A 21059-nucleotide genomic window follows, 5' to 3' on the forward strand; every position below is an offset into this window, starting at 1 on the left:
AAGTCTACGAGGGCCTCCGCGTGTCGGAAAGCGGGACGACCTACGGCCGGGTCGGATTTTCGTTCCGGCGGGGGTCCCGGGCCCCGAGCAGACTCGCCGGACCTATGACGGACCGCCCGAAACGGGCAGCCGCCGCGTCGGCGGCGGCCTCCGCCTCACGCCAGCCACGCTCGGGCGCGCCGAGGGTGAGCTGTCGGGGCGTGTCGCCCACCCCGGACAGCCCCTCCACCCGTACGCCGACCAGCCGGACCGGTTCACCCGGGTCGAGCGCGGTGTAGAGGGCCCAGACCGTGTCGAAGATCTCCCGGGCGACGTCCGTGGACACGTCGAGGGTGCGGGATCGGGTGACCGTGCGGAAGTCGGTGAACCGCACCTTCACCGACACCGTCCGCCCCACCTGACCGCTCCGCCGCAACCGCGCTCCCACCTTCTCGGCGAGACCCAGCACCGCACGACGGATCTCGCCGGGGTCGACGACGTCCACGTCGAACGTCAGCTCCGCGCCGATCGACTTCTCCACCTGCTCCGGGGTGACCCGCCGCGGATCCCGCCCCGAGGCCAGCTCGTGCAGGTGGGCCGCCGCCGTGTCGCCGACGGCCCGGCGCAGCAGGCCGACCGGGGCCGCCGCCAGGTCGCCGACCGTGGTGAGACCCAGCCTGCGCAGCGTCTCGGCGGACCGCTCCCCCACCCCCCACAACGCGGCGACCGGTAGCGGGTGGAGGAAGTCGAGCACCCGACCCGCCGGCACCACCAGCATCCCGTCGGGCTTGGCGCGGGTGGAGCCCAGCTTGGCCACGAACTTGCTCGGCGCGACCCCCACCGAGCAGGTCAGCCTCTGCTCCGCCTCGACCCGTTCGCGGATGCGGCGGGCGATCGTCGCCGGCGAGCCGAACAACCGCCGCGCCCCGGCCACGTCGAGGAACGCCTCGTCGAGCGACAACGGCTCGACCAGGGGCGTGACGTCACGGAAGATCTGCATGACCGCGCGGGAGGCCGCCGTGTACCGCGCGAAGTCGGGCGGCAGGTACACCGCGTGCGGGCACAACGCGCGGGCGCGGGCGGTCGGCATGGCGCTGCGGACGCCGTACCGCCGGGCTTCGTAGCTGGCCGAGCTGACCACCCCGCGCGGGCCGACCCCGCCGACCACGACGGCCCTGCCGCGCAGCTCCGGCCGCTGACGCACCTCGACCGAGGCGAAGAAGGCGTCCATGTCGACGTGCAGGATCGGGCAGCCGGTGTCGTCGGCGTCCGGCCCGAACCGGGGGTCGTCACCCCGGGGCAACGACTGGCTGCGGCCCATTCCGGCAGCGTAGCCACCGGCCCCGACAATCGGCCCGGTCAGCCCCGCACGACCAGCAGCGGGATCGTCATCTCGGCGGCGGTGTCCGCGCCGTGGAAGGCCACCAGGCGCGACACCACGGGTGGCTCGGAGCGGCTGGCCAGCACCGCGTACGTGTCGTTGCAGACCACCACGACGTCCCCCACGCGACGCAGGTGCTCCTCGGGCACCGGACCGAACCAGCCGGTCGCCACCGCCTCCGCCCGGGTCAACACCCGCGCGGCGTCACCGAGCACCGCCGACCAGGCGGCCACCACGTCACCGTCGGCACCGGGCGCGACGTGCAGGTAACGCACCCGCGGCTCACCGGCGACGACCCGCACCCCGGCCCGCAGCCGGGGATCGGTGTCCAGGTCGAACCGGTGCCCGGCGGGCACGTCGAGCTGCCCGTGGTCGGCGGTGACCAGCAGCGCCGCGTCGGGCGGCAGCCCGTCCACCAGCCGCGTCAGCAGCGCGTCGACCTCGGTGGCGGCGGCCCGCCACGGTGCCGAGTCGACGCCGCTGAGGTGCCCGTGCCGGTCCAGGTCGGGGTGGTAGCCGGAGACCAGGGTCGGGCCGTCACCGGCGGACAGGGCCGTCAGCATCGTGGTGACCAGCGCGTCGACGCCGGCCGCCCCGCGGTAGTCGCCGCCCCGGTTCGCCGCCACGGTCAGCCCGCTGCCGCCGAACTCCGGGCGGCTGACCACGGTCACCGCGATCCCCGCCGCCCGTGCCTGTTCCAGCCGGGTCGGGACCGGCTGCCAGCGCAGCGGCTCCGGATCGGCCGCCCATTCGATGTGGTTGACCACCCGGTCGGTGCCCGGCACCCGCAGGGTGAACCCGAGCACCCCGTGCGTGCCCGGCGGCACACCGGTGCCCAGGGTGACCAGGCTGGTGGGGGTGGTGGAGGGGAAACCAGAGGTCAGCGGTCGACCCACGGTGGCGGCCAGCCCGGCCAGGGTCGGCGCGTGGGGCGCGGCCGTGGGGATCTGGTACCAGCCCAGCCCGTCGACGAGCAGCACCGCGACCCGGCGCACCCCGGCCAGGTCGGCGGCGAGCCCGAGCGGGTCCGCGACACCCGGCACGCCGAGCACGGCCAGGGCGCTGGGCAGCACGTCGGCGAGGCTCCCGCCGCCGTAGCGGGGCGCCACCGGCGCCAGCGGGTCGACAGCCGGCGGACCGACGCCGGGACCGGTGACGGTCATGCCGGACGGCGGGCGAACAGGTGCAGCTGCGCCGCGAGGTCCCGCCAGGGCGGCCGGGCGGCGAGGGCCCGCTCCAGCTCCACCAGGGTCGCGGGCTGACCGTCGGCGACCGCGGCGGGCAGCAGGTCGGCGAGCACGCGTACCCCGTGGATCTCCTCCACCACGAGCCCGGCGGCGGCCAGCAGCGCGGCGGCGCCCTCGACGTCGTAGCGCCGGCGCAGATTGTCCCGGGGCCCGGCGGTGCCGTGCGGGTCGTCGGCCAACGCGGCGGCCGTGTCGAGGTGGCCGTTGACGGCCCGGCCGAGCACCGCGGCGGCCCGGCCGGCCACCAGCACACTTGCCGCGCCGCCCGGTCGCAACGCGCCGGCCACGGCGGACACCACCGGCACCGGGTCGTCGACGACCTCCAGCACGGCGTGGCACAGCACCAGATCGGCCGTCGCGGGCTCGACCAGCCCGGCGAGCGCGTCACCGTCGCCCTGCACGGCGCGGACCCGCTCGGCGACCCCGGCCTCGGCGGCCCGACGGGTCAGCGCCGCGAGCGCGTCGGGACTGGCGTCGACCACCGTGACCCGGTGCCCTGCCCGGGCCAGCGGCACGGCGAACCCGCCGGTGCCACCACCCACGTCGACGACGGTCAGCTCGGCCCCCGGCCGGCGCTCCAACTCGGCGCGCAGCACCGACCAGATGACAGCGGTACGGGGGGTCAGCGGCGGCCCGGCGAGGCCTCGGGTCTGCTCCACCTGGCTGAGCCTAGTCACCCGGTCCACCCGGCCCCCGCCACCGGGGCCGCCGTCGCACGACGACCGGCCCCTCGACCGGCGCGCGGGGCGCCGCCGGGCCGCTCCCGCAGCCCGCGCCGCCCCCGAGCGCTCCCCCGCGGCAGTGCCCCGAGCGCTCCCGCGGCAGTGCCCCGAACCGCTCCCCGCGGCAGTGGCCCCGAACCGCTTCCTCACGGCAGTGACCCGGCGGTGCCCCGGTCATGCCCCGCCGGCCTGCTCCTCCTCGGCCCGGGACCGCCGCACGTTGGCGACCGGACCGTCGGTGACCTGGTACTCCCGGGTCTCAGGGTGGTGGGTTGGCGCCCACCCCGCGCCGAGCCGCGTGCGACGGGCGTTGGCCACCGCACCGAAGGACGTCTGCTTTCCGCTCACTGCTCATCCCTCCCCGCGCGGGCCGCTCTGCCCACGCGTGCCGGAATTCTCCCCCGTCCGGGTCGGACAAACAGTGAGCTGAGCCACTGCCGACCAGTGGTGATTCAGCGGAAGTCGCGGGAGGGCGGACTGACCGGTGGTTCGATCGGGTCGAGCCGGTCGGCGGTCAGGCTGGTGACCCCCTCGTGCCGGTGCAACCGGCCCCGCACCACCAGCGCGGGGCTGCTGCGGGCCACCCGCCGGTAGCGCTGCCACAGCCCTGGCGAGCAGGTGACGTTGAGCATGCCCGTCTCGTCCTCCAGGTTGAGGAAGGTGACCCCGCCGGCGGTCGCCGGGCGCTGCCGGTGGGTGACGATGCCGCCGACCCGGATCCGCCGGCCCGGCTCCACCCGACCCAACCGGTCGATCGGCACCACGTCGAGGGCGTCGAACTGCGGGCGGAGGAACCGTGCCGGATGGCTCTCCGGGGACAGCCCGGTGGCCCACACGTCGGCGACGAGACGGTCCACCGCCTCCAGGCCCGGCAGGGTCGGCGCGGTCGTACCGGTGACGGTGCCGGGCAGCCGGCCCGGCCGGTCCTGGGCCGCCGCGCCGGCAGCCCAGAGGGCCTGCCGCCGGGTCAGGCCGAAACAGGCGAAGGCGTCCGCGGTGGCCAGCGCCTCCAGCTGCGCGGCGGTGAGGCCCACCCGCCGCGCCAGATCCGGCATGTCACGGTACGGCCCGGCCGCCGTCCGCTCCGCCTCGATCCGCTCGGCCACCGCGTCGCCGAGGGTACGCACGCTGCCCAACCCGAGCCGCACGGCCGGCCCGCCCAGCCCCCAGGCGTGCGGCGGCTCTCCCGGCACGCTGCCCCACCGGGTGTCCGGGGTGGACTCCAGCACCGCCGCCGCACCGCTGGCGTTGACGTCCGGCCGGCGGACCTCCACGCCGTGCCGGCGGGCGTCGTCGACCAGGGTCTGCGGCGAGTAGAACCCCATCGGCTGCGCGTTGAGCAGGGCGGCCAGGAACGGGCCCGGGTGGTAGCGCTTGAGCCAGGAGCTGGCGTACACCAGGTAGGCGAAACTCATCGCGTGGCTCTCCGGGAAGCCGTAGCTGGCGAACGCGGTGAGCTTGCGGTAGACGTCGTCGGCCAGTTCCCCGGTGATGCCGCGAGCCGCCATCCCCGCGTACAGCCGGTCGGCGATCTGCGCCATCCGCTCCACCGACCGTTTAGCCCCCATCGCCCGGCGCAACTGGTCGGCCCCGGCGGCGTCGAAGCCGGCCAGGTCGATGGCGAGCTGCATCAGCTGCTCCTGGAACAGCGGCACCCCGAGGGTCTTCTCCAGCGCGTTGCGCATCAGCGGGTGCGCGTACGTCACCGGTTCCTGGCCGTTCTTACGCCGGATGTACGGGTGCACCGAGCCACCCTGGATGGGGCCCGGACGGATCAACGCCACCTCGACCACCAGGTCGTAGAAGCACCGCGGCTTCAGCCGGGGCAGCGTGGCCATCTGGGCGCGGCTCTCCACCTGGAACACCCCGACCGAGTCGGCCCGGCACAGCATGTCGTACACCTCGGGATCGTCGAGCGTCATGTCGCCCAGGTCGAGACTGGCACCGATCATGTCGTAGCCGTAGTGCAGCGCGGAGAGCATGCCGAGACCGAGCAGGTCGAACTTCACCAGCCCCACGGCGGCGCAGTCGTCCTTGTCCCACTGGAGCACGCTGCGGCCGGGCATCCGCCCCCACTCCACCGGGCACACCTCGATCACCGGCCGGTCGCAGATCACCATGCCGCCGGAGTGGATGCCCAGGTGTCGGGGGAACGTCTGCACCTCGTTGGCGTACGCCACCACCTGCTCGGGGATGTCCGGCACGTCCACGGTGGCCACCTCGCCCCACCGGTCGATCTGCTTGCTCCAGGCGTCCTGCTGGCCGGGGGAGAAACCGAACGCCCTGGCCACGTCCCGCACCGCCGAACGCGGCCGGTACGAGATGACGTTGGCGACCTGGGCGGTGTGCTCCCGGCCGTACCGGGCGTAGACGTGCTGGATCACCTCCTCCCGGCGGTCGGACTCGATGTCCACGTCGATGTCGGGCGGGCCGTCGCGTTCGGGGGCGAGGAACCGCTCGAACAGCAGCCGGTGCCGGACCGCGTCCACGTTGGTGATCCGCAGCGCGTAGCAGACCGCCGAGTTCGCCGCCGAGCCCCGCCCCTGGCAGTAGATGTCCTGCTGGCGGCAGAAGGTGACGATGTCGTAGACCACCAGGAAGTAGCCGGGGAAGTCCAACGCCTCGATCATGTCCAGTTCGTGGTCGAGCTGCGCGTACGCCTGCGGGTGCGCCTCACGCGGGCCGTAGCGTTCCCGCGCGCCGTCCATGGTGAGCCGGCGCAGCCAGCTCATCTCGGTGTGCCCTGGCGGCACCGGGTACGCCGGCAACCGCGGCGCCACCAGTTGGAGGTCGAAGGCCAGCTCGGCGCCGAACGCGGCGGCCCGGGCCACCGACCCCGGGTACGCGGCGAACCGGGCCGCCATCTCCGCCCCGCTGCGCAGGTGCGCGGTGCCGGCCGCGGGCAGCCAGCCGTCGATCTCGTCCAGGCTGCGCCGGGCCCGCACCGCGGCCAGGGTGGTGGCCAGCCGGCGCCGCCCCGGGGTCGCGTAGTGCACATTGTTGGTGGCCACCGTGGGCAGCCCGGCTGAGGCGGCCAGCTCGGCCAGGGCGTCGTTGCGGTCGGCGTCGACGGGGTGCCCGTGGTCGGTCAGTTCCACCGCCACGGTTTCCGCGCCGAACAGGACGGTGAGCCGGTCCAACTCGCGGGCCGCCGCGTCGACCCCCTCGGTGAGCAGTGCCGACGGCACGTGCCCCTTGCGGCAGCCGGTCAGCACCAGCACGTGGTCGCGCAGGTCGGCCGCGACCTCCTCCAGCGTGCCGTAGACCGGACGGCCCTTCTCCCCGCCCCGCAGGTGGGCGCGGGCGATGGTGGTGGCAAGCCGGGCGTACCCCTCGTGGCCGTGGGCGAGCAGCAGCAGGTGCGTGCCGTGCGGGTCGGGTTCACCGTTCTGTGGCCCCGGCAGCCCGAGGGACAGCTCCGCGCCGAACACCGTCGGCAGGTGGAGCGCGCGGGCCGCCTCGGCGAAGCGCACCACCCCGTAGAAGCCGTCGTGGTCGGTGACGGCCAGGGCGGTGAGCCCCAGCCGGGCGGCCTCCTCGGCCAGTTCCTCGGGGTGGCTGGCCCCGTCGAGGAAGCTGAAGTTGGTGTGCGTGTGCAGCTCCGCGTAGGGCACCGGGTCGTCCGGGCGGGGCAGGTCGGGCGGCCGGTAGTGCTGTCGCCGGCGACTCCAGGCCGGCGCGTCGCCCCCGTCGGCGTCGACGGCCAGCGGGTCCACCACGTGCAGGTGCCGCTCCGCGCGCCCCCGCGCACCACCCCCGGCCGGGCCCGGCCCAGCCCCGGCGGGGTGGGCGTCGGCGGGTCGGCCGCCTTCCCCGGACCGGCCGGAGAGCACCCGCTCCAACTCGGACCACGGCAGCTCCGGATTGTGGAAGCTCACCGTGCCACTCCCCCACCGTGGACGACGCACGCGCCGGGTCGGTCGGGCGCGTGGATGACAGCCGCGCCCCGGTGGTCAGTCATAGATCGCCTCCACCAGCCACCGGCCCGACTCGACCGCGAGCAGCAGGGCTCCCCCGTCGGCGAGGCAGACCTGGAAGCGGGCCCGACGGCACGCCTCGGCCGGCGACCACCAGCGCTCGTCGACCGGCCAGGGACCGACCCAGCCGACGATCTCCACCGGCCGGCCGCCGTCGACGGCCAGCCGGGCGGGTGGGGCGCTGAGCTGGAGCCGGGCGCTCACCCCGACCGGCCCTCCGGTGGCGTCCTGGACGACCGCCGCCACCGGCACGGGCAGCACCACGGCGGGCGAGGGCGGCGGCAGCCGGCCGGGCCACGGCGGTCCGCCCGCCCCACCAAGGACCCCCGCCCGCCCGGCCGCAGTCTCCCCGGCCGCCACCACCGTTTGCGCGGACACCGCCGCAGACGGTGTCGGGGCCCCCGGTCGCGCCGGGAGCCGTTCGTCGCCCCACGGCACCAGATGCGTCTGGTCGGCCGGGGACCGCCCGCCACCGAGCACCGCCGTGACCACCGACTCGGGGCCGAGGATGCCCTGGACCCGGCTCAGCGCCCGTTGCGCCCGCTCCCGTTCCTCGCCGACCTCCCCCCACAGGCCCGGTTGCAGGCTCGCCCTGGCCACCACCCCGTCGGGCACCAGCCGCAGCCGGACGATGCCCGACGTCGGTCGGGCCGGCCGGGCACCGGCCCGACCGGTGGCACCGGAGAGCCACCCGTCGAGCTGCCACCGCACCCGGTCGGCGATGGCCGACGCGGTGAGCAGGCCGTCGTGCCGCCATACCCGGTGCAGCTCCGCCCCGTGCGCGGTGACCGCCTCGATGCCGAGCCGGGTGCAGGCCAGTCCGTGCGCGGCGAGCCGCTCGTGCAGCCGCTCGGCCAACGCCCGAGCGGCGAACGCCGCGGCGTCGACCCGGTCGAGCGGCTCGTCGTGGTCGGCGGTGACCGTCAGGTCGGCCGGGGGTCGCCGCGCGGCGGGCAGGCGATGGTCCCGCCCGGTCGCGAGCCGATGGGCCAACGCGCCGTCGAAGCCGAACCGGGCCAGCACGTCGCCGGGCGGCAACGCGGCGAAGTCGCCCAGGGTCCGCACGCCGAGCCGGCGCAGCAGGTCGGCCAGCGCCGGACGGCTGAGCGCCTCGACCGGCAGGTCGGCGAGGAACCGGGGGCTGTTCCCGGCCGGGACCACCCGTCCGGTGCGGGCGGCCAGCCCGGCGGCGAACATGCCGTCGGCCACCCCGATCTGGCCCTCCACCGCGCACGTCTGCGCCACGTGTTCGACGATCCGCTCCGCGGCCGCCTCCTCGCCGCCGAGATGCCGGCTCGGACCCCGGGCGGACATCGCGCAGGCGCCGGGACGCACCACCTCGACACCGGCGACCAGTTCCTCCACGGCCGCGACCACCGGCTCGAACGCCCGGGCGTCCCGCCCAGGGTCGTACTCGACGACGGTGAGCTGCGGACACCGGCCCTGGGCGTCCCGCTTGCGCAGACCCCGGTGCACCCCCTCGGCGCGGGCCCGCGCCGAGCAGGCGACCACCCGGTTGGCGTGCAGGACGGCCACCGGACCGGTGGCGGGCACCCCGTCGACGATCTCGGCGGCGATCACCGGCCAGTCCGGGCACCACAGCAGCATCGTGCGCACCGGCCCGTCCGGTCGGCGGGGGGCGGTTCCGGTCATGCCGGCCCCATCACGGCGAACGCGGGACGGAAGGGGCTGGGCGCGGCGGCGGGAAGTGCACGGAGGCGGCCCGCCGTCGACCGGCCGGTGGCCGAGGCGACCGCCGTCGGGGCGGGGGCCGGGATCACCCGGGTGAGCCCGTCACCGGGTAGCCACACCGTGGCCTCCCGGGGGCGCGCGGCGGCACCGCGCCCCCGCGCGGAGATGGTGACCGCCCGGCGGCGCAGCCGGCCCCGCCCCGGCCCGAGGCCCTCCCATGCCCCCCGGACCACCCGCAGGGTGACGTCGGCGCCGTCCCACCGGCCGTACGGGACCAGGACGCTGCCCCGCTGGCGGGCCCGGGCGGCCAACCGGGCGGTGACCGAGGCGGAGACGGTGCCCGGCACCGCGGTCACCACGACGTCCATGCCGTCGATCAGGGCGGCGACGACGGTGGCCCACTCCGGCCCGGGATGCGGCACCAGGGCGAGCCGGTCGAGGGCGATGCCCAGCTCGGCGGCTGCGCCCGCCCCGAAGGTGGGCACCCCCACCACGGCGCACCACGACCCGGCCCGGGACGCCTCGGCGAGCAGGGCCAGCACCAGGGAGGTGGTGCCGCTGCCCGGGGACTGGGCCGCGGCGACCGCGACGGTGCTGCCCCGGCGCAGCCCCCGGCCCGGCAGGAGGGCGGTCAGTTCCGGGGCGACCGGCAGGACGCGGTGACCGCCTGCCGGGTCGGGTGCGCTCGCCGGGCGCACCAACTCGGCCAGTGCGGCGGAGCCGACCATCATCCGGCCCGCCATCGGACCTACCCCCTGTCGTGTGTGCCACGGGTTCCGGCCCGCGGCTGGTGCTGTGTTCGGTCGGCGCGCCGAGGAGTTGGCTGGCTCACCGAGGACGCGCCGGACGGCGTCCGGCCACCGCTGGGTCCCGCCGGTGGTGGCCGGACGCCGTGTCTCAGGCGGCGAGACCGTCGAGCTGTGGCTGGTGGACCAGGCCGAGAGCGGTCTCCACCACCGCGACGAACTGCTCGGCGGCGCGGAGCAGGTCGTCGGCCTCCCGGGCGGTGACGACGCGGGGGATGCCGGCCTCGGCGGCGGCCCGTTTACCGGCGCCGGCGGCGAAGAACCGGGCCCACTCGTCGAGCTCGGGGGCGACGGTGCAGAGCAGGACCCAGACGCTGGTGACCCGGTGCCGCCGGGTCGGCGCGGGACGGGCCCGGGCGGCGAGCAGGGCGGCGGCGGCACGCAGCGCGGCGAGGTGGGCGGCGGCGTAACGGAGACCGTCGGGGCGGGTCTGGGCAGCCTCGGCCAGCCCGCGCCGGGAGACCGCGAGGAGCTGGGCGGGGGTGCGGTGCGGCAGCACGTGCGCCGGCACCGTCGGCGCCTGAACCGGATTGGTCGGCATGGGCTGTCTCCTCCACGTGGCCGAGGCGCCACCCCGCGCGGACAGGCCGCCGGCGGGGCGCCGGGTCGGGTGGGTGCGGAGGAAGACGCACCGCTTGTGGGGGCCGGCCGGGTGCGGAGCTTCCCCACACCACACCCGGCCGGCGTACCGGCGGGTTCGTCGGCCGCCGCCCGGGGGTCGTGGGCGGCGGCCGACGCTCCTGCCTGACGGGACCGGACTCGCGACTGCCCGGAACCCCTGGCGCGGCCCGCGGTGCCGCACCGCCCGGGACCGGTGCCGCGAAACACCGTCCCGGGGTGGTTGGAACGAACGTTCGAGGCAATCGAACACTCGTTCTAACTACTGCTGACAGTACACCCTCCCCCGGACGAAAGTGCAACGTGTGACGCGCGCGGCGGGGCATCCGCTCCGGCACCCCTGCGCTGATCACGGCACCGGGCGGGACGCGGCGGCGTGGCCGGTCGAGCCCCGCACGGACGTACCGGGAACAATGGCGGCATGCAGTCACACCCGAACGTCCGAGCAGTGCAGGACGCGCTCTCTGGCGCCGGCGCGCGGGACGGCTCCGGCGCACCCAGCGCGGTGCGTCTGCTGCCCGAGGCGGTGCACACCGCCGCGGCAGCCGCGCAGGCGCTCGGCGTCGAGGTCGGCGCGATCGCCAACTCGCTCGTCTTCGACGCCGACGGCACGCCGCTGCTGGTGCTCACCTCCGGCGCGCACCGGGTGGACACCACCGCCCTGGCCGCCGCCGTCGGGGTCACCCGGCTGCGCCGGGCCGCCCCGGACTTCGTCCGCGAACACACCGGCCAGGTGATCGGCGGAGTCGCCCCCGTGGGTCACCCACGGACACTGCGCACCCTGGTGGACACCGCCCTGGCCACGTACGCCGAGGTGTGGGCCGCCGGTGGCGTCCCCCGGGCGGTCTTCCCCACCACGTACGCGGAGCTGCTGCGGCTCACCGCCGGCACCCCGGCCGACGTGGCGTGAACACCGTCCCCGACCTCGTCACCCTGCACGTGTGGCAGGTCCCCCGGACAGCGCTGCCCCGCGTGCTGACCCGGATGGCGCTGGATCCGCGCCGGCTGCGCGCCCTGCCCGGCGTCCGGTTCGCCAAACTGCTCGGCACCGGCACGGGAACCGGCTTCGGGCCGGGCGACGCCGACCCGACCCGGTGGGCGGCGCTGACCGTGTGGGACTCTCCCGCCGCGGCGGCGGGCTTCGACGCCTCACCGGTGGGTCGCGCCTGGGCCCGGCTCGCCCGCGCGGCGGTCCGGGTCGACCTGCGCCCGGTGACCAGCCGGGGCGAATGGTCCGGCCGGCGGCCGTTCGGCGACCCGGCCGGCGGGCGGGTGGCCGGGCCGGTGCTGGCCCTGACCCGGGCCCGGCTGCGGCTGCGCCGGGCGGCCACCTTCTGGCGGGCGGTCCCGCCGGTGGCCGCCGCCCTGCACGCCGCACCCGGGCTGCTGGCCCGCTTCGGCGTCGGCGAGGCACCCCTGGGCTGGCAGGGCACCGTCAGCGTGTGGCGTGACCAGGCGGACCTGGTGGCCTTCGCGTACCGTCGCCCGGAGCACCGCGCCGCGATCACGCGGACCCCGACCGAGGGGTGGTACGCGGAGGAACTCTTCGCGCGGTTCGAGGTGCGTGACGTGGTCGGCGACCGGACGGTGCTGGGCTGGGTCGCCGACGGCGACACGATCGCGGAGGATGGGCGGGTATGAGGCTGGTGCGGTGGACGCCGGACGATCTCGTCCGCCGGCTGGACGACGTGGTGGCCGTCTACGGCGAGGCGATGGGATACCGTGCCGAGCTGCTCCAGGCCCGGCGCGGTTACATCGCCACCCACGTCCGCCGGCCCGGCTTCCGTGCCGTGGCCAGCCTCACCAGCGAGGGCCACCTGGCCGGTTTCGGGTACGGCTATCTCGGCGCCCCCGGTCAGTGGTGGCACGACCAGGTGTGGCGGGCGTTGTCCCCGGAGGCCCGGCAGCGCTGGCTGACCGACTGCTTCGAGGTGGTCGAGTTGCACGTGCGGCCCCCCGCACAGGGGCACGGCCTGGGTGCCGGTCAACTGCGTGCCCTGCTCACCATGGCGGAGGGTACGACCACCCTGCTGTCCACCCCCGAGGCCGACGAGGGCACCTCACGGGCCTGGCGGTTGTACCGCCGGTTCGGCTTCCTCGACGTGCTGCGCGACTTCCACTTCCCCGGCGACGAGCGCCCCTTCGGGGTGCTCGGCCGGAGCCTGCCGCTGCCCGCGCCCGGCCCCGCGCCGGCCACCCCGGCGCCTCCCGGACCGGCCGCCCGGTGACCGGCCACACCGGCTCCGGCCACCCCGGCCACCGGCTGACCGCCCGGCTGCCCTGGGCCCTGCTGGCGGTCCTGGTGCTGGCCCAGATCTGCTACCCGCTGACCGGCGGGCAGACCCGGGCGGAGCTGACCGTGGCCACGGTCGTGCTGGGCTACCTGCTCTCGGTCGGCCACGCGCTGCTCACCCGCGGGCCCCGGGCGGCGGCGGCACTGGTCGCGGTGGCCACCGGCGGCGGCTTCGCCATCGAGGCCCTCGGCGTGGCCACCGGCTTCCCGTTCGGCAGCTACGACTACTCGGGCCAGCTCGGGCCGAAGCTCGCCGGAGTGCCGCTGATCATCCCCCTCGCCTGGACCTGGATGGCCTGGCCGGCCTGGCTGGCGGCGACCCGGCTGACCGGTGGGGGCCGGCCGGGTCGGGGGGCCGCACCGGGGCGGCCCGCCTGGTCGCGCCGGCTGCACCTGCCCCGCATCGCGCTGGCCACGCTCGGCCTGACCACCTGGGACCTCTTCCTCGACCCGCAGATGGTGGCCGAGGGCCACTGGACCTGGCGGGACGCCACCCCGGCCCTGCCCGGCCTGCCCGGCATCCCGATCAGCAACTACCTGGGCTGGCTGCTGTTCGCGGTGCTGATGATGACCGCCCTGCGTCCCCTCGCCGGGTCGACCGTCGCCGCCACCGACGCCCGGGACCGGCCGATGTACGCCCTCTACCTGTGGACGTACTTCTCCAGCGTGCTGGCCCACGCGGTCTTCCTCGGCCTGCCGGCGTCGGCGGTGTGGGGGGCGGGCGCCATGTCGGTGGTCGCGGTGCCGCTGGCGGTGACGCTGCTGCGGGGCCGACGACGGGCCGACGACGGCGACCGCCCCCGACCCACCCGGGTCGACGTGCCGGCATGACCGGCGCGCTCGCCCTGCTGCTCGGCGTCGCCGTGCTGACCGGGCACGCCCTGGTCAACGCCGGGCGCTGGCTGCGCCGGCCCGCCGACCGGCCGGCTGAGGTCACCGAGACCGTGGCGGTGCTGCTGCCGCTGCGCGACGAGGCCGACCGCGTCACCCCCTGCCTGCGGGCCCTGCTCGCCCAGCGGGGCGTGCCGGGGCTGCGAATCGTGGTGCTCGACGACGGGTCGACCGACGGCACCGCCGAGGTGGTCCGCGCCGTGGCCGGCGACGACCCCCGGGTCACCCTGCTGACCGGGGTGGCCCCACCGCCGGGCTGGCTGGGCAAGCCGCACGCCTGCTGGCAGCTGGCCACCCGGGCTGATCCGGCGGCCACCGCACTGGTCTTCGTCGACGCGGACGTGGTGCTGCGCCCCCACGCGGTGGCGGCCGCCGTCGGCGAGCTGCGCGCCGCGCGGGTGACGCTGCTGTCGCCGTACCCCCGGATCCTGGTGGCGACGGCGGCCGACCGGCTGGTCCAGCCGCTGTTGCAGTGGTTGTGGCTGACCTTCCTGCCGCTGCGGGCGATGGAACGCTCGCCTCGGCCGTCGCTGGCCGCGGCCGGCGGGCAGTTCCTGGTGCTCGACCGGGCCGGCTACGTCGCCACCGGCGGGCACGCCGCGGTGTCCGACAAGGTGCTGGAGGACGTGGAGCTGGCGCGGGCCGTCAAACGCGCCGGCGGGCGGGTCGCCCTCGCGGACGGCTCGCGGCTGGCCGCCTGCCGGATGTACGACACCTGGCCGCAGCTGCGCGACGGGTACTCCAAGTCGCTGTGGGCCTCGTTCGGGCACCCCGGCGCGGCGGCGGCCGTGGTGGCGCTGCTGCTGACGCTCTACACCGCTCCCCCGCTGGTGGCCGTGGGTGCGGCTCTGGCCGGCGCGCCGGCGGTCGCCGGCCTGGCGTCGGCCGCGTACGCGGCGGGCGTGGCCGGGCGCGTGGTGGCCGCCCGGGCCACCGGCGGGCGGTGGTGGCCCGACGCGCTGGCCCACCCCGTGTCGGTCGTGGTGCTCGGCTGGCTGACCGCGCGGTCGTACCATCTGCGGAAGCGGCGGCGCCTGTCCTGGCGTGGCCGGCCGGTCACCTAGGAGGGCGCGGCATGGCGCGGATCGTGGTCGTGGGCGCCGGGGTCGGCGGGCTGGCCGCCGCCGCCCGGCTGGCCGTCACCGGGCACGAGGTGACCGTCTTCGAACGGGCCGACACCGTCGGGGGCAAGCTCGGCCGGCACACGCACGACACCCCCGAGGGGACGTTCCACTTCGACACCGGGCCGAGCCTGCTGACCCTGCCGCAGGTCTTCCACGACCTGTTCGAGGCGACCGGCGCGAAGCTCGACGAGTATCTCGACCTGGCCCCCCTGGACCCGATCGTGCGGCACGTCTTCGGCTCCGGCGAACCGCTGGACTCCTGCGCCGACCCGGACGAGTTCGCCGCCCGCATCGGGGCGGTGCTCGGCGGCCGGGCCGCCGCCGACTGGCAGCGGTTGTGGCGGCGCGCCGGCCGGGTCTGGGCGGCGTCCGAACGGGACATCCTGCGCCGGCGGGTCGACTCCCCGCGTGACCTGGCGTCGCTGGCGTGGCGGCTGGGCGACCTGGCCGCCATCGCTCCCGGCCGCACCCTGCGCGGGCTGGGTCGCAGCCACCTGTCGGACCCCCGGCTGCGGATGCTGCTGGACCGGTACGCCACGTACACGGGCGCGGACCCGCGCCGCGCCCCGGCGGCGCTGGTCGCCGTGCCGTACGCGGAGCTGACCTTCGGCGGCTGGTATCTGCGCGGCGGGCTGGGCACCCTCGCCGACGCGCTGCTGTCGCGCTGCCTCGACCTGGGCGTGGTCGTGCAGACCGGCGCCACGGTCACCGGCATCGACGCCGTGGGCGGTCGGGTGCACGGGGTACGCCTCGCCGGCGCGACCGCGCCCGTCCCCGCCGACGTGGTGGTGGCCAACGTCGACGCGCTCACCGTCTACCGGGACCTGCTGCCCACCCCGCGCCGGCTGGCCACCCTCACCGACCGCAGCCTCGCCGGTTTCGTACTGCTCCTGGGGGTGCGCGGCGACTCCGGGCTGGCCCACCACAACGTCTTCTTCCCGCGCGACTACGACGCCGAGTTCGATGCCGTCTTCGGCGATCCGGGGCGGGGCCTGCGGGCCCGGCCGGCCGTCGACCCGACGGTCTTCGTGACGGTCGCCGACGACCCGACGGTCCGGCCGGCCGGGCACGAGGCGTGGTTCGTGCTGGTCAACGCCGCGCGGCAGGGCACCGCGCCCGGTGCTGTGGACTGGCGTCGGCCGGGGTTGGCGCAGGCGTACGCCGACCGGGTCCTCGACGTGCTCGCCGAACGCGGCGTGGACGTGCGCGACCGGCTGCTGTTCCGCCAGGTCCGCACCCCCGCCGACCTGGACGCGGCGACCGGCGCACCGGGCGGGGCGATCTACGGCACCGCGGGCGGCCTGCTGCGCCCCGCCAACCGTGGCCCGGCGCGCGGACTGTGGCTGGTCGGCGGGTCCAGCCACCCCGGCGGTGGCCTGCCGATGGTGGCCCTGTCGGCCCAGATCGTCGCCGAGGAGATCGGCCCCGCCTGGTGACCGGCGACCGTCGCCGCGCGGTGCCCGACCGGCACGGGCGGTGGTGACCCGGCCCGGGTGGGCGGTGGTGACCCGGCCCGTCCGGCCGGGGCGGTCAGCCGGCGTCGATCAGCGCCCGGCGGACGGCCGAGAGCAGCTGGCCGAGGCCGAACGCGGCCAACAGCACCCAGACGGCCGTCGCCATGGTGATCGTGCCGGCGGCGAGGTCGGTCTCGACCAGACCTGTCAGGCCCGCCAGCAGCAGCCCGACCAGGGCCACCGAGACGCGGGTGGGTCGTTCCCCCACCGTGACCGCGCCGAGTTCCCGCATCCCGGCCGAAACCGCGCGGGCCCGCACGTACTCGTGCAGCCAGGACAGCGCCCCACCGGCGACGACCAGCGCGCCCGGCGCACCGACCAGCCAGAACGCGACCAGCCAGGCGACCTCGCCGAGCCGGTCGGCCACCGAGTCGTAGACGTACCCGAGTCGGCTGGTGCGGCCCGTGGCCACCGCCACGGCACCGTCGACGCTGTCGGCGACGGCGGCCAGCAGCACGAACAGCGCCCCGAGGAACGGCCCGTCCCCGGGCCGGACCGCCAGCAGCGGAACGCAGAAGCAGAGCAGCACCCCGGCCACGGTGACGGCGGTCGGGGCGACCCGGAGCCGACCCAGCACGTACCCGACGTGGTAGGCGAGACGCAGCCAGCCGCGTACCACCGGCGTCGCGGCGCGCGGGTCGAAGCCCCCGTGCAGCCGCGCCCACGCCGTGGCGTACTCGTTCCAGTTCAGCTGTGTGCCCACCACGGCTCAACCGTCTCGGCGGCGCTCAGGTGTCGCGACGCCCACTGTCACGTCCGGGCGCCGACCTGGAGGTTCTGCCAGACCTCGCGGGTGGCCGTGGAGCGGTTGAGGGTGATGAAGTGGATGCCCGGAACGCCCTCGGCCAGCAGGCGGGCGCACATCTCGCTGGCCTGCTCCACGCCGAGTCGACGCACCGCCTCCGGGTCGTCGGCGACCCGCTCGAACCGCGCGGCCAGCGCCGCCGGGAACGGCGCGCCGGACAGTTGCACCGACCGGGCGATCGTGCCGATCTGGGTCACCGGCATCACGCCGGGCAGGATCGGGGTGTCGCAGCCGGCGGCGGCGACCCGGTCGCGCAGCCGCAGGTAGTCGTCGGCGTCGAAGAACATCTGGGTGATGGCGAACTCCGCGCCGGCCCGGCACTTGCGCACGAAGTACGCGGTGTCGGAGTCGATGTCGGGCGAGCGGGGGTGCTTGTACGGGAAGGCGGCCACCCCGACGCTGAAGTCCCCGGCGGCCCTGACCAGCCGCACCAGATCCTCGGCGTAGAGCACCCCCTGCGGGTGCGGGAGCCACTCGGCGGTCGGGTCACCCGGCGGGTCGCCCCGCACGGCCAGCACGTTGCGCACCCCGGCGGCGGCCAGCCGGCCGACGACGTTGCGCAGCTCGGCCACGGAGTGGTTGACCGCGGTCAGGTGGGCCATCGGCAGCAGGGTGGTCTCCGTGGCGATCCGCTCGGTCAGCGCCACCGTGGTGTCCCGGGTCGAGCCGCCCGCGCCGTAGGTGATCGAGACGAACGAGGGGCGTAGCGACTCCAGTTCGCGGATCGCCTGCCAGAGCAGCACCTCACCCGGGGCGGTCTTCGGCGGGAAGAACTCGAACGAGAAGGTCGGCCGGCAGTCACGGATCAGCTCCCCGATCGCTGGCTGCGGGTTGGGGAGGACCGAGGGAAGACCGAGCGCCACGCCCCGACTCTAGCCGCACGACGCGCGGGCACCCCAGCGGCTTCCCGTCGCGCGGGAAAACGTCGTACCGCGGGGATAGAAGTGGGGCGCGCGGGCGGGCCGCAGGGCGGTCCGCGGGGGCCCGCGCGGGGGTCAGCCGTCCACCGGCGGCACGCCGGTCGCATCCGGGTGTCGCCGGCACCGCCGACCCCTCGGGAGGCCCCGCATGACCCCGTCCCTGACCGGGCCGACGATCGCCCGGCTCCGCCTGGCGAAGGGCTGGAGCCAGTCCCGGCTCGCCGCCGAGCTGTGCGCCGCGGCGGGCGTGCCGACGCTCAGCCGGCACGAGGTTTCCCGCTGGGAACGGCAGGCGCGCGTCCCCGGCGCCTTCTGGCGGGGGTGGCTGGCGGTCGTCCTCGACGCTCCGGCCGGGCGGCTCGACGAGGCCGCCGCCCACGCCCGACGCCTGGCCGTCCCGACCGTGCGGGGCACCGGGGCGCGCTCCCGCGCCGCGCTGCTGGCCCTGGCCCACCGCTTCGCCACCACAGCGGACACGCCGCTGCCGATGACCGCCGGTCCGGCGTACGTCCCTCCCCGGGGCGTCGCCGGTGCCCCGGCCGGGCCCCGGGGGGCCGGTGACCCCGGCGGTGCCGGGCCCCGGGGGGTCGGCGGTCCACCCGGGGAGGTCCCGGCCGACGGCCCGCCGGAAGCGGCGCTGGCCGAGCTGCGCCGGATGGACGACCTGTGCGGCGGCGTCGACCTGGTCGGGCTCGGGCGGGCCCGGTGGGGTCGGGCGGTCCGGGCGCTCACCGGGGCCGGCCCGGTCGGGCGCCGCCGGCTGCTGCCGGTGGTGGCCGAGTCCGCCCAGCTCGCCGGGTGGCTGGCCGCCGACGCCGGTGACCCGGAAGCCGGGCTGGACGCCTACCGCCTCGCCCTGCGCGCCGCGAGCGCCGCCGGTGACCCGGCGCTGGCGGGGCACGTCCTCGGCTGCGCCAGCCACCTGCTCGCCGGCCTCGGCGACCCGGCGGGCGCACTGCTGCTCGCCACGGCGGGGCACACGGGCGCCGGCCGCCGGGCCGGTCCGGGGCTGCGGGCCCTGCTGCTGCACCGGGTGGCGCTGGCCGCGGCGCTCGCCGGTCGGGTCGCCGCCGCCGGGCGGGCCCTCGACGCGGCACGCCGGGTCACCGAGGAACCGGCCGTCGAACGGGAACCGGGCTGGCTCTACTGGCTCGACGGCCACGAGCTGGCCCGGCTGACGGGCCGGACGCTGGTCGCGCTGGGCCGGCCCCGCGCCGCCGAGATGCTGCTGGTCGCCGGTCACCGTCGGGGCGGCCCGCGCGACCGCGCCGTCTACGGCACCTGGCTGGCCCGCTGCCACCTGGAGGTGGGCGAGGTCGAGCAGGCGTGCGCGGCGGCCGGCGCGGCGCTGCTCGAGGCGATCCGTGCCGGGTCGCCCCGGGCGGTGCGCCCACTCGCCGCGCTGCGCCGCCGGCTCGCCCCGCACCACGAGCTACCGGCGGTACGTCGCTACGCCGCGCTCCTCGCCGCGACCGGCCCCTACCTGCCCCGGGGGCCGGGCGCGCCGTGGCCGGGGCCGACCCCCGGTTGGTCCGGCGCGTCGTGGTGGTGCTGAGGCGGCGGGCCCCACCCCGACCGGCTAGCGTCGAGGCGTGACCCACGCTGCTCCCGTCTCCCCCGTCGACCGCGCCGACCTGCGCCAGCGGGTCGACAAGTCCCTCACCGAGTTCCTCGCCGCCCGCCGCGCCTGGATGGCCGGCGTCGACGACGCCCTGGTTCCGGTGGCCGAGGCGATCGAGGCGTTCGTGCTGGGCGGCGGCAAGCGGCTGCGGCCGGCCTTCGCCTACTGGGGGTTCCGGGGTGCCGGTGGGGTCGACACCGACCCGGTGGTGACCGCGCTGGCGGCGCTTGAGTTCGTCCAGGCCAGCGCCCTCATCCACGACGACCTGATGGATCGCTCGGACACCCGGCGCGGCGAGCCGGCGGTGCACCGGCGGTTCGCCGCCCGGCACCGGGCGCAGGGCTGGGGCGGCGACGCGGACGGCTTCGGCGACTCCGCCGCCATCCTGCTGGGCGACCTGTGCCTGGTCTGGTCGGACGAGCTGCTGCACTCCGCCGGCCTGGATCCGCGCACCGTGGCCCGGGCCCGGCCCGACTTCGACGACATGCGCAGCGAGGTCACCGTGGGGCAGTACCTGGACGTGCTGACCCAGGCCACCGGGGACACGTCCCTGGAGCGGGCCGGGAAGGTGGCCCGGTACAAGTCGGCGAAGTACACGGTCGAGCGGCCGCTGCTGCTGGGCGCGGCGCTGGCCGACGCCCCCGCCGACGTCCGGTTGGCGTACTCGGCGTACGGGCTGCCGCTGGGTGAGGCCTTCCAGTTGCGCGACGACGTGCTCGGCGTGTTCGGCGACCCGGCGCAGACCGGCAAGCCGGCCGGCGACGACCTGCGCGAAGGCAAGCGGACCTACCTGGTGGCGGCGGCCCTGGAGGCGGCGGACGACGCCGGCCGCGCGCTGTTGCTGGGCGCGTTGGGCGACCCGGGGCTGGACGAGCCGGGCGTCGCCCGGCTACGGGATCTGATCACCTCGACCGGCGCGCTGGCGCGCACCGAGCAGCGGATCGGCACACTGACGGACACGGCCCTGGCCGCGCTGGGCGCCGTCGACCTCGACACCGAGGCCCGGCAGGCCCTGGTCGACCTGGCCATCGCCGCCACCCGTCGCGCCGACTGACCCGGGCCGGTGGGGTCAGAAACCCAGGGCCTGGGCCCGGCGCTTGACCTCCCGGGCCTGGTCGCCTCCGAGAGCCGCGGCGGGGGTACCCCCGGGTAGCGTCTCGTCCTGCTCGTACAGCCAGCGCAGCGCCGCCTCGTCGTCGTAGCCGGCGTCGGCGAGCAGGTTCAGCACTCCGGGCAGGTGCTTGAGCACGGTGCCGTTGGCCACCAGGTCGGCGGGGATCCGGCGGACCCCGTCCCGGCGCACGGCGAGCAGCTCGCGCTCCCGGAGCATCTGGTGGACCTTGCTGATCGACACGTCGAGTCGCTCGGCCACGTCCGGCAGGGTCAGCCAGGCGGAGAGGTCGGCGGGGCCGGCGAGAGGGGCGTCGGACGCCCGGTCGGCGGGTACGGAGTCGGTCACCCGACCACCC

Annotated in this window: 19 protein-coding genes; 8 read left to right on the forward strand and 11 right to left on the reverse strand. The window is 76.6% G+C overall.

Annotated features, from left to right (window positions below):
• Positions 1 to 40: 40 nt before the first annotated feature.
• The 8 genes from GA0070616_RS04510 to GA0070616_RS04540 all read right to left on the reverse strand — a co-directional run bounded on the left by GA0070616_RS04510 (position 41) and on the right by GA0070616_RS04540 (position 10345).
• Positions 41 to 1300 (reverse strand): DNA polymerase IV, encoded by a 1260-nt coding sequence (locus GA0070616_RS04510; protein ID WP_091076712.1) that lies wholly within the window; start codon positions 1298 to 1300, stop codon positions 41 to 43.
• 38 nt (positions 1301 to 1338) lie between these two features.
• A complete protein-coding gene (locus GA0070616_RS04515) occupies positions 1339 to 2523 on the reverse strand; it encodes an alkaline phosphatase family protein (protein WP_091076716.1) in 1185 nt (394 codons plus the stop codon).
• Complete coding sequence (locus GA0070616_RS04520) at positions 2520 to 3284, reverse strand: methyltransferase domain-containing protein (protein ID WP_091089868.1); 765 nt, start codon at positions 3282 to 3284, stop codon at positions 2520 to 2522. The genes GA0070616_RS04515 and GA0070616_RS04520 overlap by 4 nt, the downstream gene beginning before the upstream one ends.
• 219 nt (positions 3285 to 3503) lie before the next feature.
• Positions 3504 to 3677 (reverse strand): hypothetical protein, encoded by a 174-nt coding sequence (locus GA0070616_RS27980; RefSeq protein ID WP_175439982.1) that lies wholly within the window; start codon positions 3675 to 3677, stop codon positions 3504 to 3506.
• Between the two features lie 104 nt (positions 3678 to 3781).
• Positions 3782 to 7054, reverse strand: a complete 3273-nt coding sequence (locus GA0070616_RS04525) for an error-prone DNA polymerase (RefSeq protein WP_425412982.1) — start codon at positions 7052 to 7054, stop codon at positions 3782 to 3784.
• 228 nt (positions 7055 to 7282) lie between these two features.
• Positions 7283 to 8959, reverse strand: a complete 1677-nt coding sequence (locus GA0070616_RS04530) for a Y-family DNA polymerase (RefSeq protein ID WP_091076721.1) — start codon at positions 8957 to 8959, stop codon at positions 7283 to 7285.
• Entirely contained in the window at positions 8956 to 9741 is a 786-nt protein-coding gene (locus GA0070616_RS04535; protein WP_091076725.1) for a hypothetical protein, read from the reverse strand. Before GA0070616_RS04535 ends, GA0070616_RS04530 begins: the two co-directional genes overlap by 4 nt.
• A gap of 154 nt (positions 9742 to 9895) precedes the next feature.
• Positions 9896 to 10345 carry an SAV_6107 family HEPN domain-containing protein gene (locus GA0070616_RS04540; RefSeq protein WP_091076728.1) on the reverse strand — a complete coding sequence of 150 codons (450 nt, stop codon included), beginning with the start codon at positions 10343 to 10345 and terminating at the stop codon, positions 9896 to 9898.
• Between the two features lie 498 nt (positions 10346 to 10843).
• On the opposite strand from GA0070616_RS04540, the gene GA0070616_RS04545 reads away from it, so the two are divergent.
• The 6 genes from GA0070616_RS04545 to GA0070616_RS04570 are packed head-to-tail and all read left to right on the forward strand — an operon-like array spanning position 10844 to position 16166.
• A complete protein-coding gene (locus GA0070616_RS04545; RefSeq protein WP_091076732.1) occupies positions 10844 to 11332 on the forward strand; it encodes a YbaK/EbsC family protein in 489 nt (162 codons plus the stop codon).
• Positions 11329 to 12063: a monooxygenase gene (locus GA0070616_RS04550; protein ID WP_091076735.1), complete on the forward strand. Its 735-nt coding sequence runs from the start codon at positions 11329 to 11331 to the stop codon at positions 12061 to 12063. The genes GA0070616_RS04545 and GA0070616_RS04550 overlap by 4 nt, the downstream gene beginning before the upstream one ends.
• Positions 12060 to 12650, forward strand: a complete 591-nt coding sequence (locus GA0070616_RS04555) for a GNAT family N-acetyltransferase (protein ID WP_091076738.1) — start codon at positions 12060 to 12062, stop codon at positions 12648 to 12650. The genes GA0070616_RS04550 and GA0070616_RS04555 overlap by 4 nt, the downstream gene beginning before the upstream one ends.
• Positions 12647 to 13546, forward strand: coding sequence for a carotenoid biosynthesis protein (locus GA0070616_RS04560; RefSeq protein WP_091076740.1), 900 nt, complete (start codon positions 12647 to 12649; stop codon positions 13544 to 13546). Before GA0070616_RS04555 ends, GA0070616_RS04560 begins: the two co-directional genes overlap by 4 nt.
• A complete protein-coding gene (locus GA0070616_RS04565; protein WP_091076743.1) occupies positions 13543 to 14670 on the forward strand; it encodes a glycosyltransferase family 2 protein in 1128 nt (375 codons plus the stop codon). Before GA0070616_RS04560 ends, GA0070616_RS04565 begins: the two co-directional genes overlap by 4 nt.
• 11 nt (positions 14671 to 14681) lie before the next feature.
• Entirely contained in the window at positions 14682 to 16166 is a 1485-nt protein-coding gene (locus GA0070616_RS04570) for a phytoene desaturase family protein (RefSeq protein ID WP_091076747.1), read from the forward strand.
• 94 nt (positions 16167 to 16260) lie between these two features.
• Here the strand turns inward: GA0070616_RS04570 and GA0070616_RS04575 are convergent, their stop codons facing one another.
• Together GA0070616_RS04575 and metF are read right to left on the reverse strand one after the other, a co-directional pair.
• A complete protein-coding gene (locus GA0070616_RS04575) occupies positions 16261 to 16950 on the reverse strand; it encodes a CDP-alcohol phosphatidyltransferase family protein (protein WP_091076751.1) in 690 nt (229 codons plus the stop codon).
• A 44-nt stretch (positions 16951 to 16994) separates the two neighbouring features.
• Positions 16995 to 17912 carry a methylenetetrahydrofolate reductase [NAD(P)H] gene (gene metF / locus GA0070616_RS04580; RefSeq protein ID WP_091076755.1) on the reverse strand — a complete coding sequence of 306 codons (918 nt, stop codon included), beginning with the start codon at positions 17910 to 17912 and terminating at the stop codon, positions 16995 to 16997.
• A 205-nt stretch (positions 17913 to 18117) separates the two neighbouring features.
• On the opposite strand from metF, the gene GA0070616_RS04585 reads away from it, so the two are divergent.
• A complete protein-coding gene (locus GA0070616_RS04585; RefSeq protein ID WP_091076758.1) occupies positions 18118 to 19524 on the forward strand; it encodes an NsdA family TPR-like regulatory protein in 1407 nt (468 codons plus the stop codon).
• Positions 19525 to 19561: 37 nt separating this feature from the next.
• On the forward strand, positions 19562 to 20644 hold the full coding sequence (locus GA0070616_RS04590; RefSeq protein ID WP_091076761.1) for a polyprenyl synthetase family protein: 1083 nt from the start codon (positions 19562 to 19564) through the stop codon (positions 20642 to 20644).
• 15 nt (positions 20645 to 20659) lie between these two features.
• Here GA0070616_RS04590 and GA0070616_RS04595 read toward each other — a convergent pair whose 3' ends face one another.
• Positions 20660 to 21049 (reverse strand): Rv2175c family DNA-binding protein, encoded by a 390-nt coding sequence (locus GA0070616_RS04595; RefSeq protein ID WP_091076763.1) that lies wholly within the window; start codon positions 21047 to 21049, stop codon positions 20660 to 20662.
• Between the last annotated feature and the right edge of the window lie 10 nt (positions 21050 to 21059).

It is taken from the genome of Micromonospora nigra (assembly GCF_900091585.1).
Lineage (GTDB): Bacteria > Actinomycetota > Actinomycetes > Mycobacteriales > Micromonosporaceae > Micromonospora > Micromonospora nigra.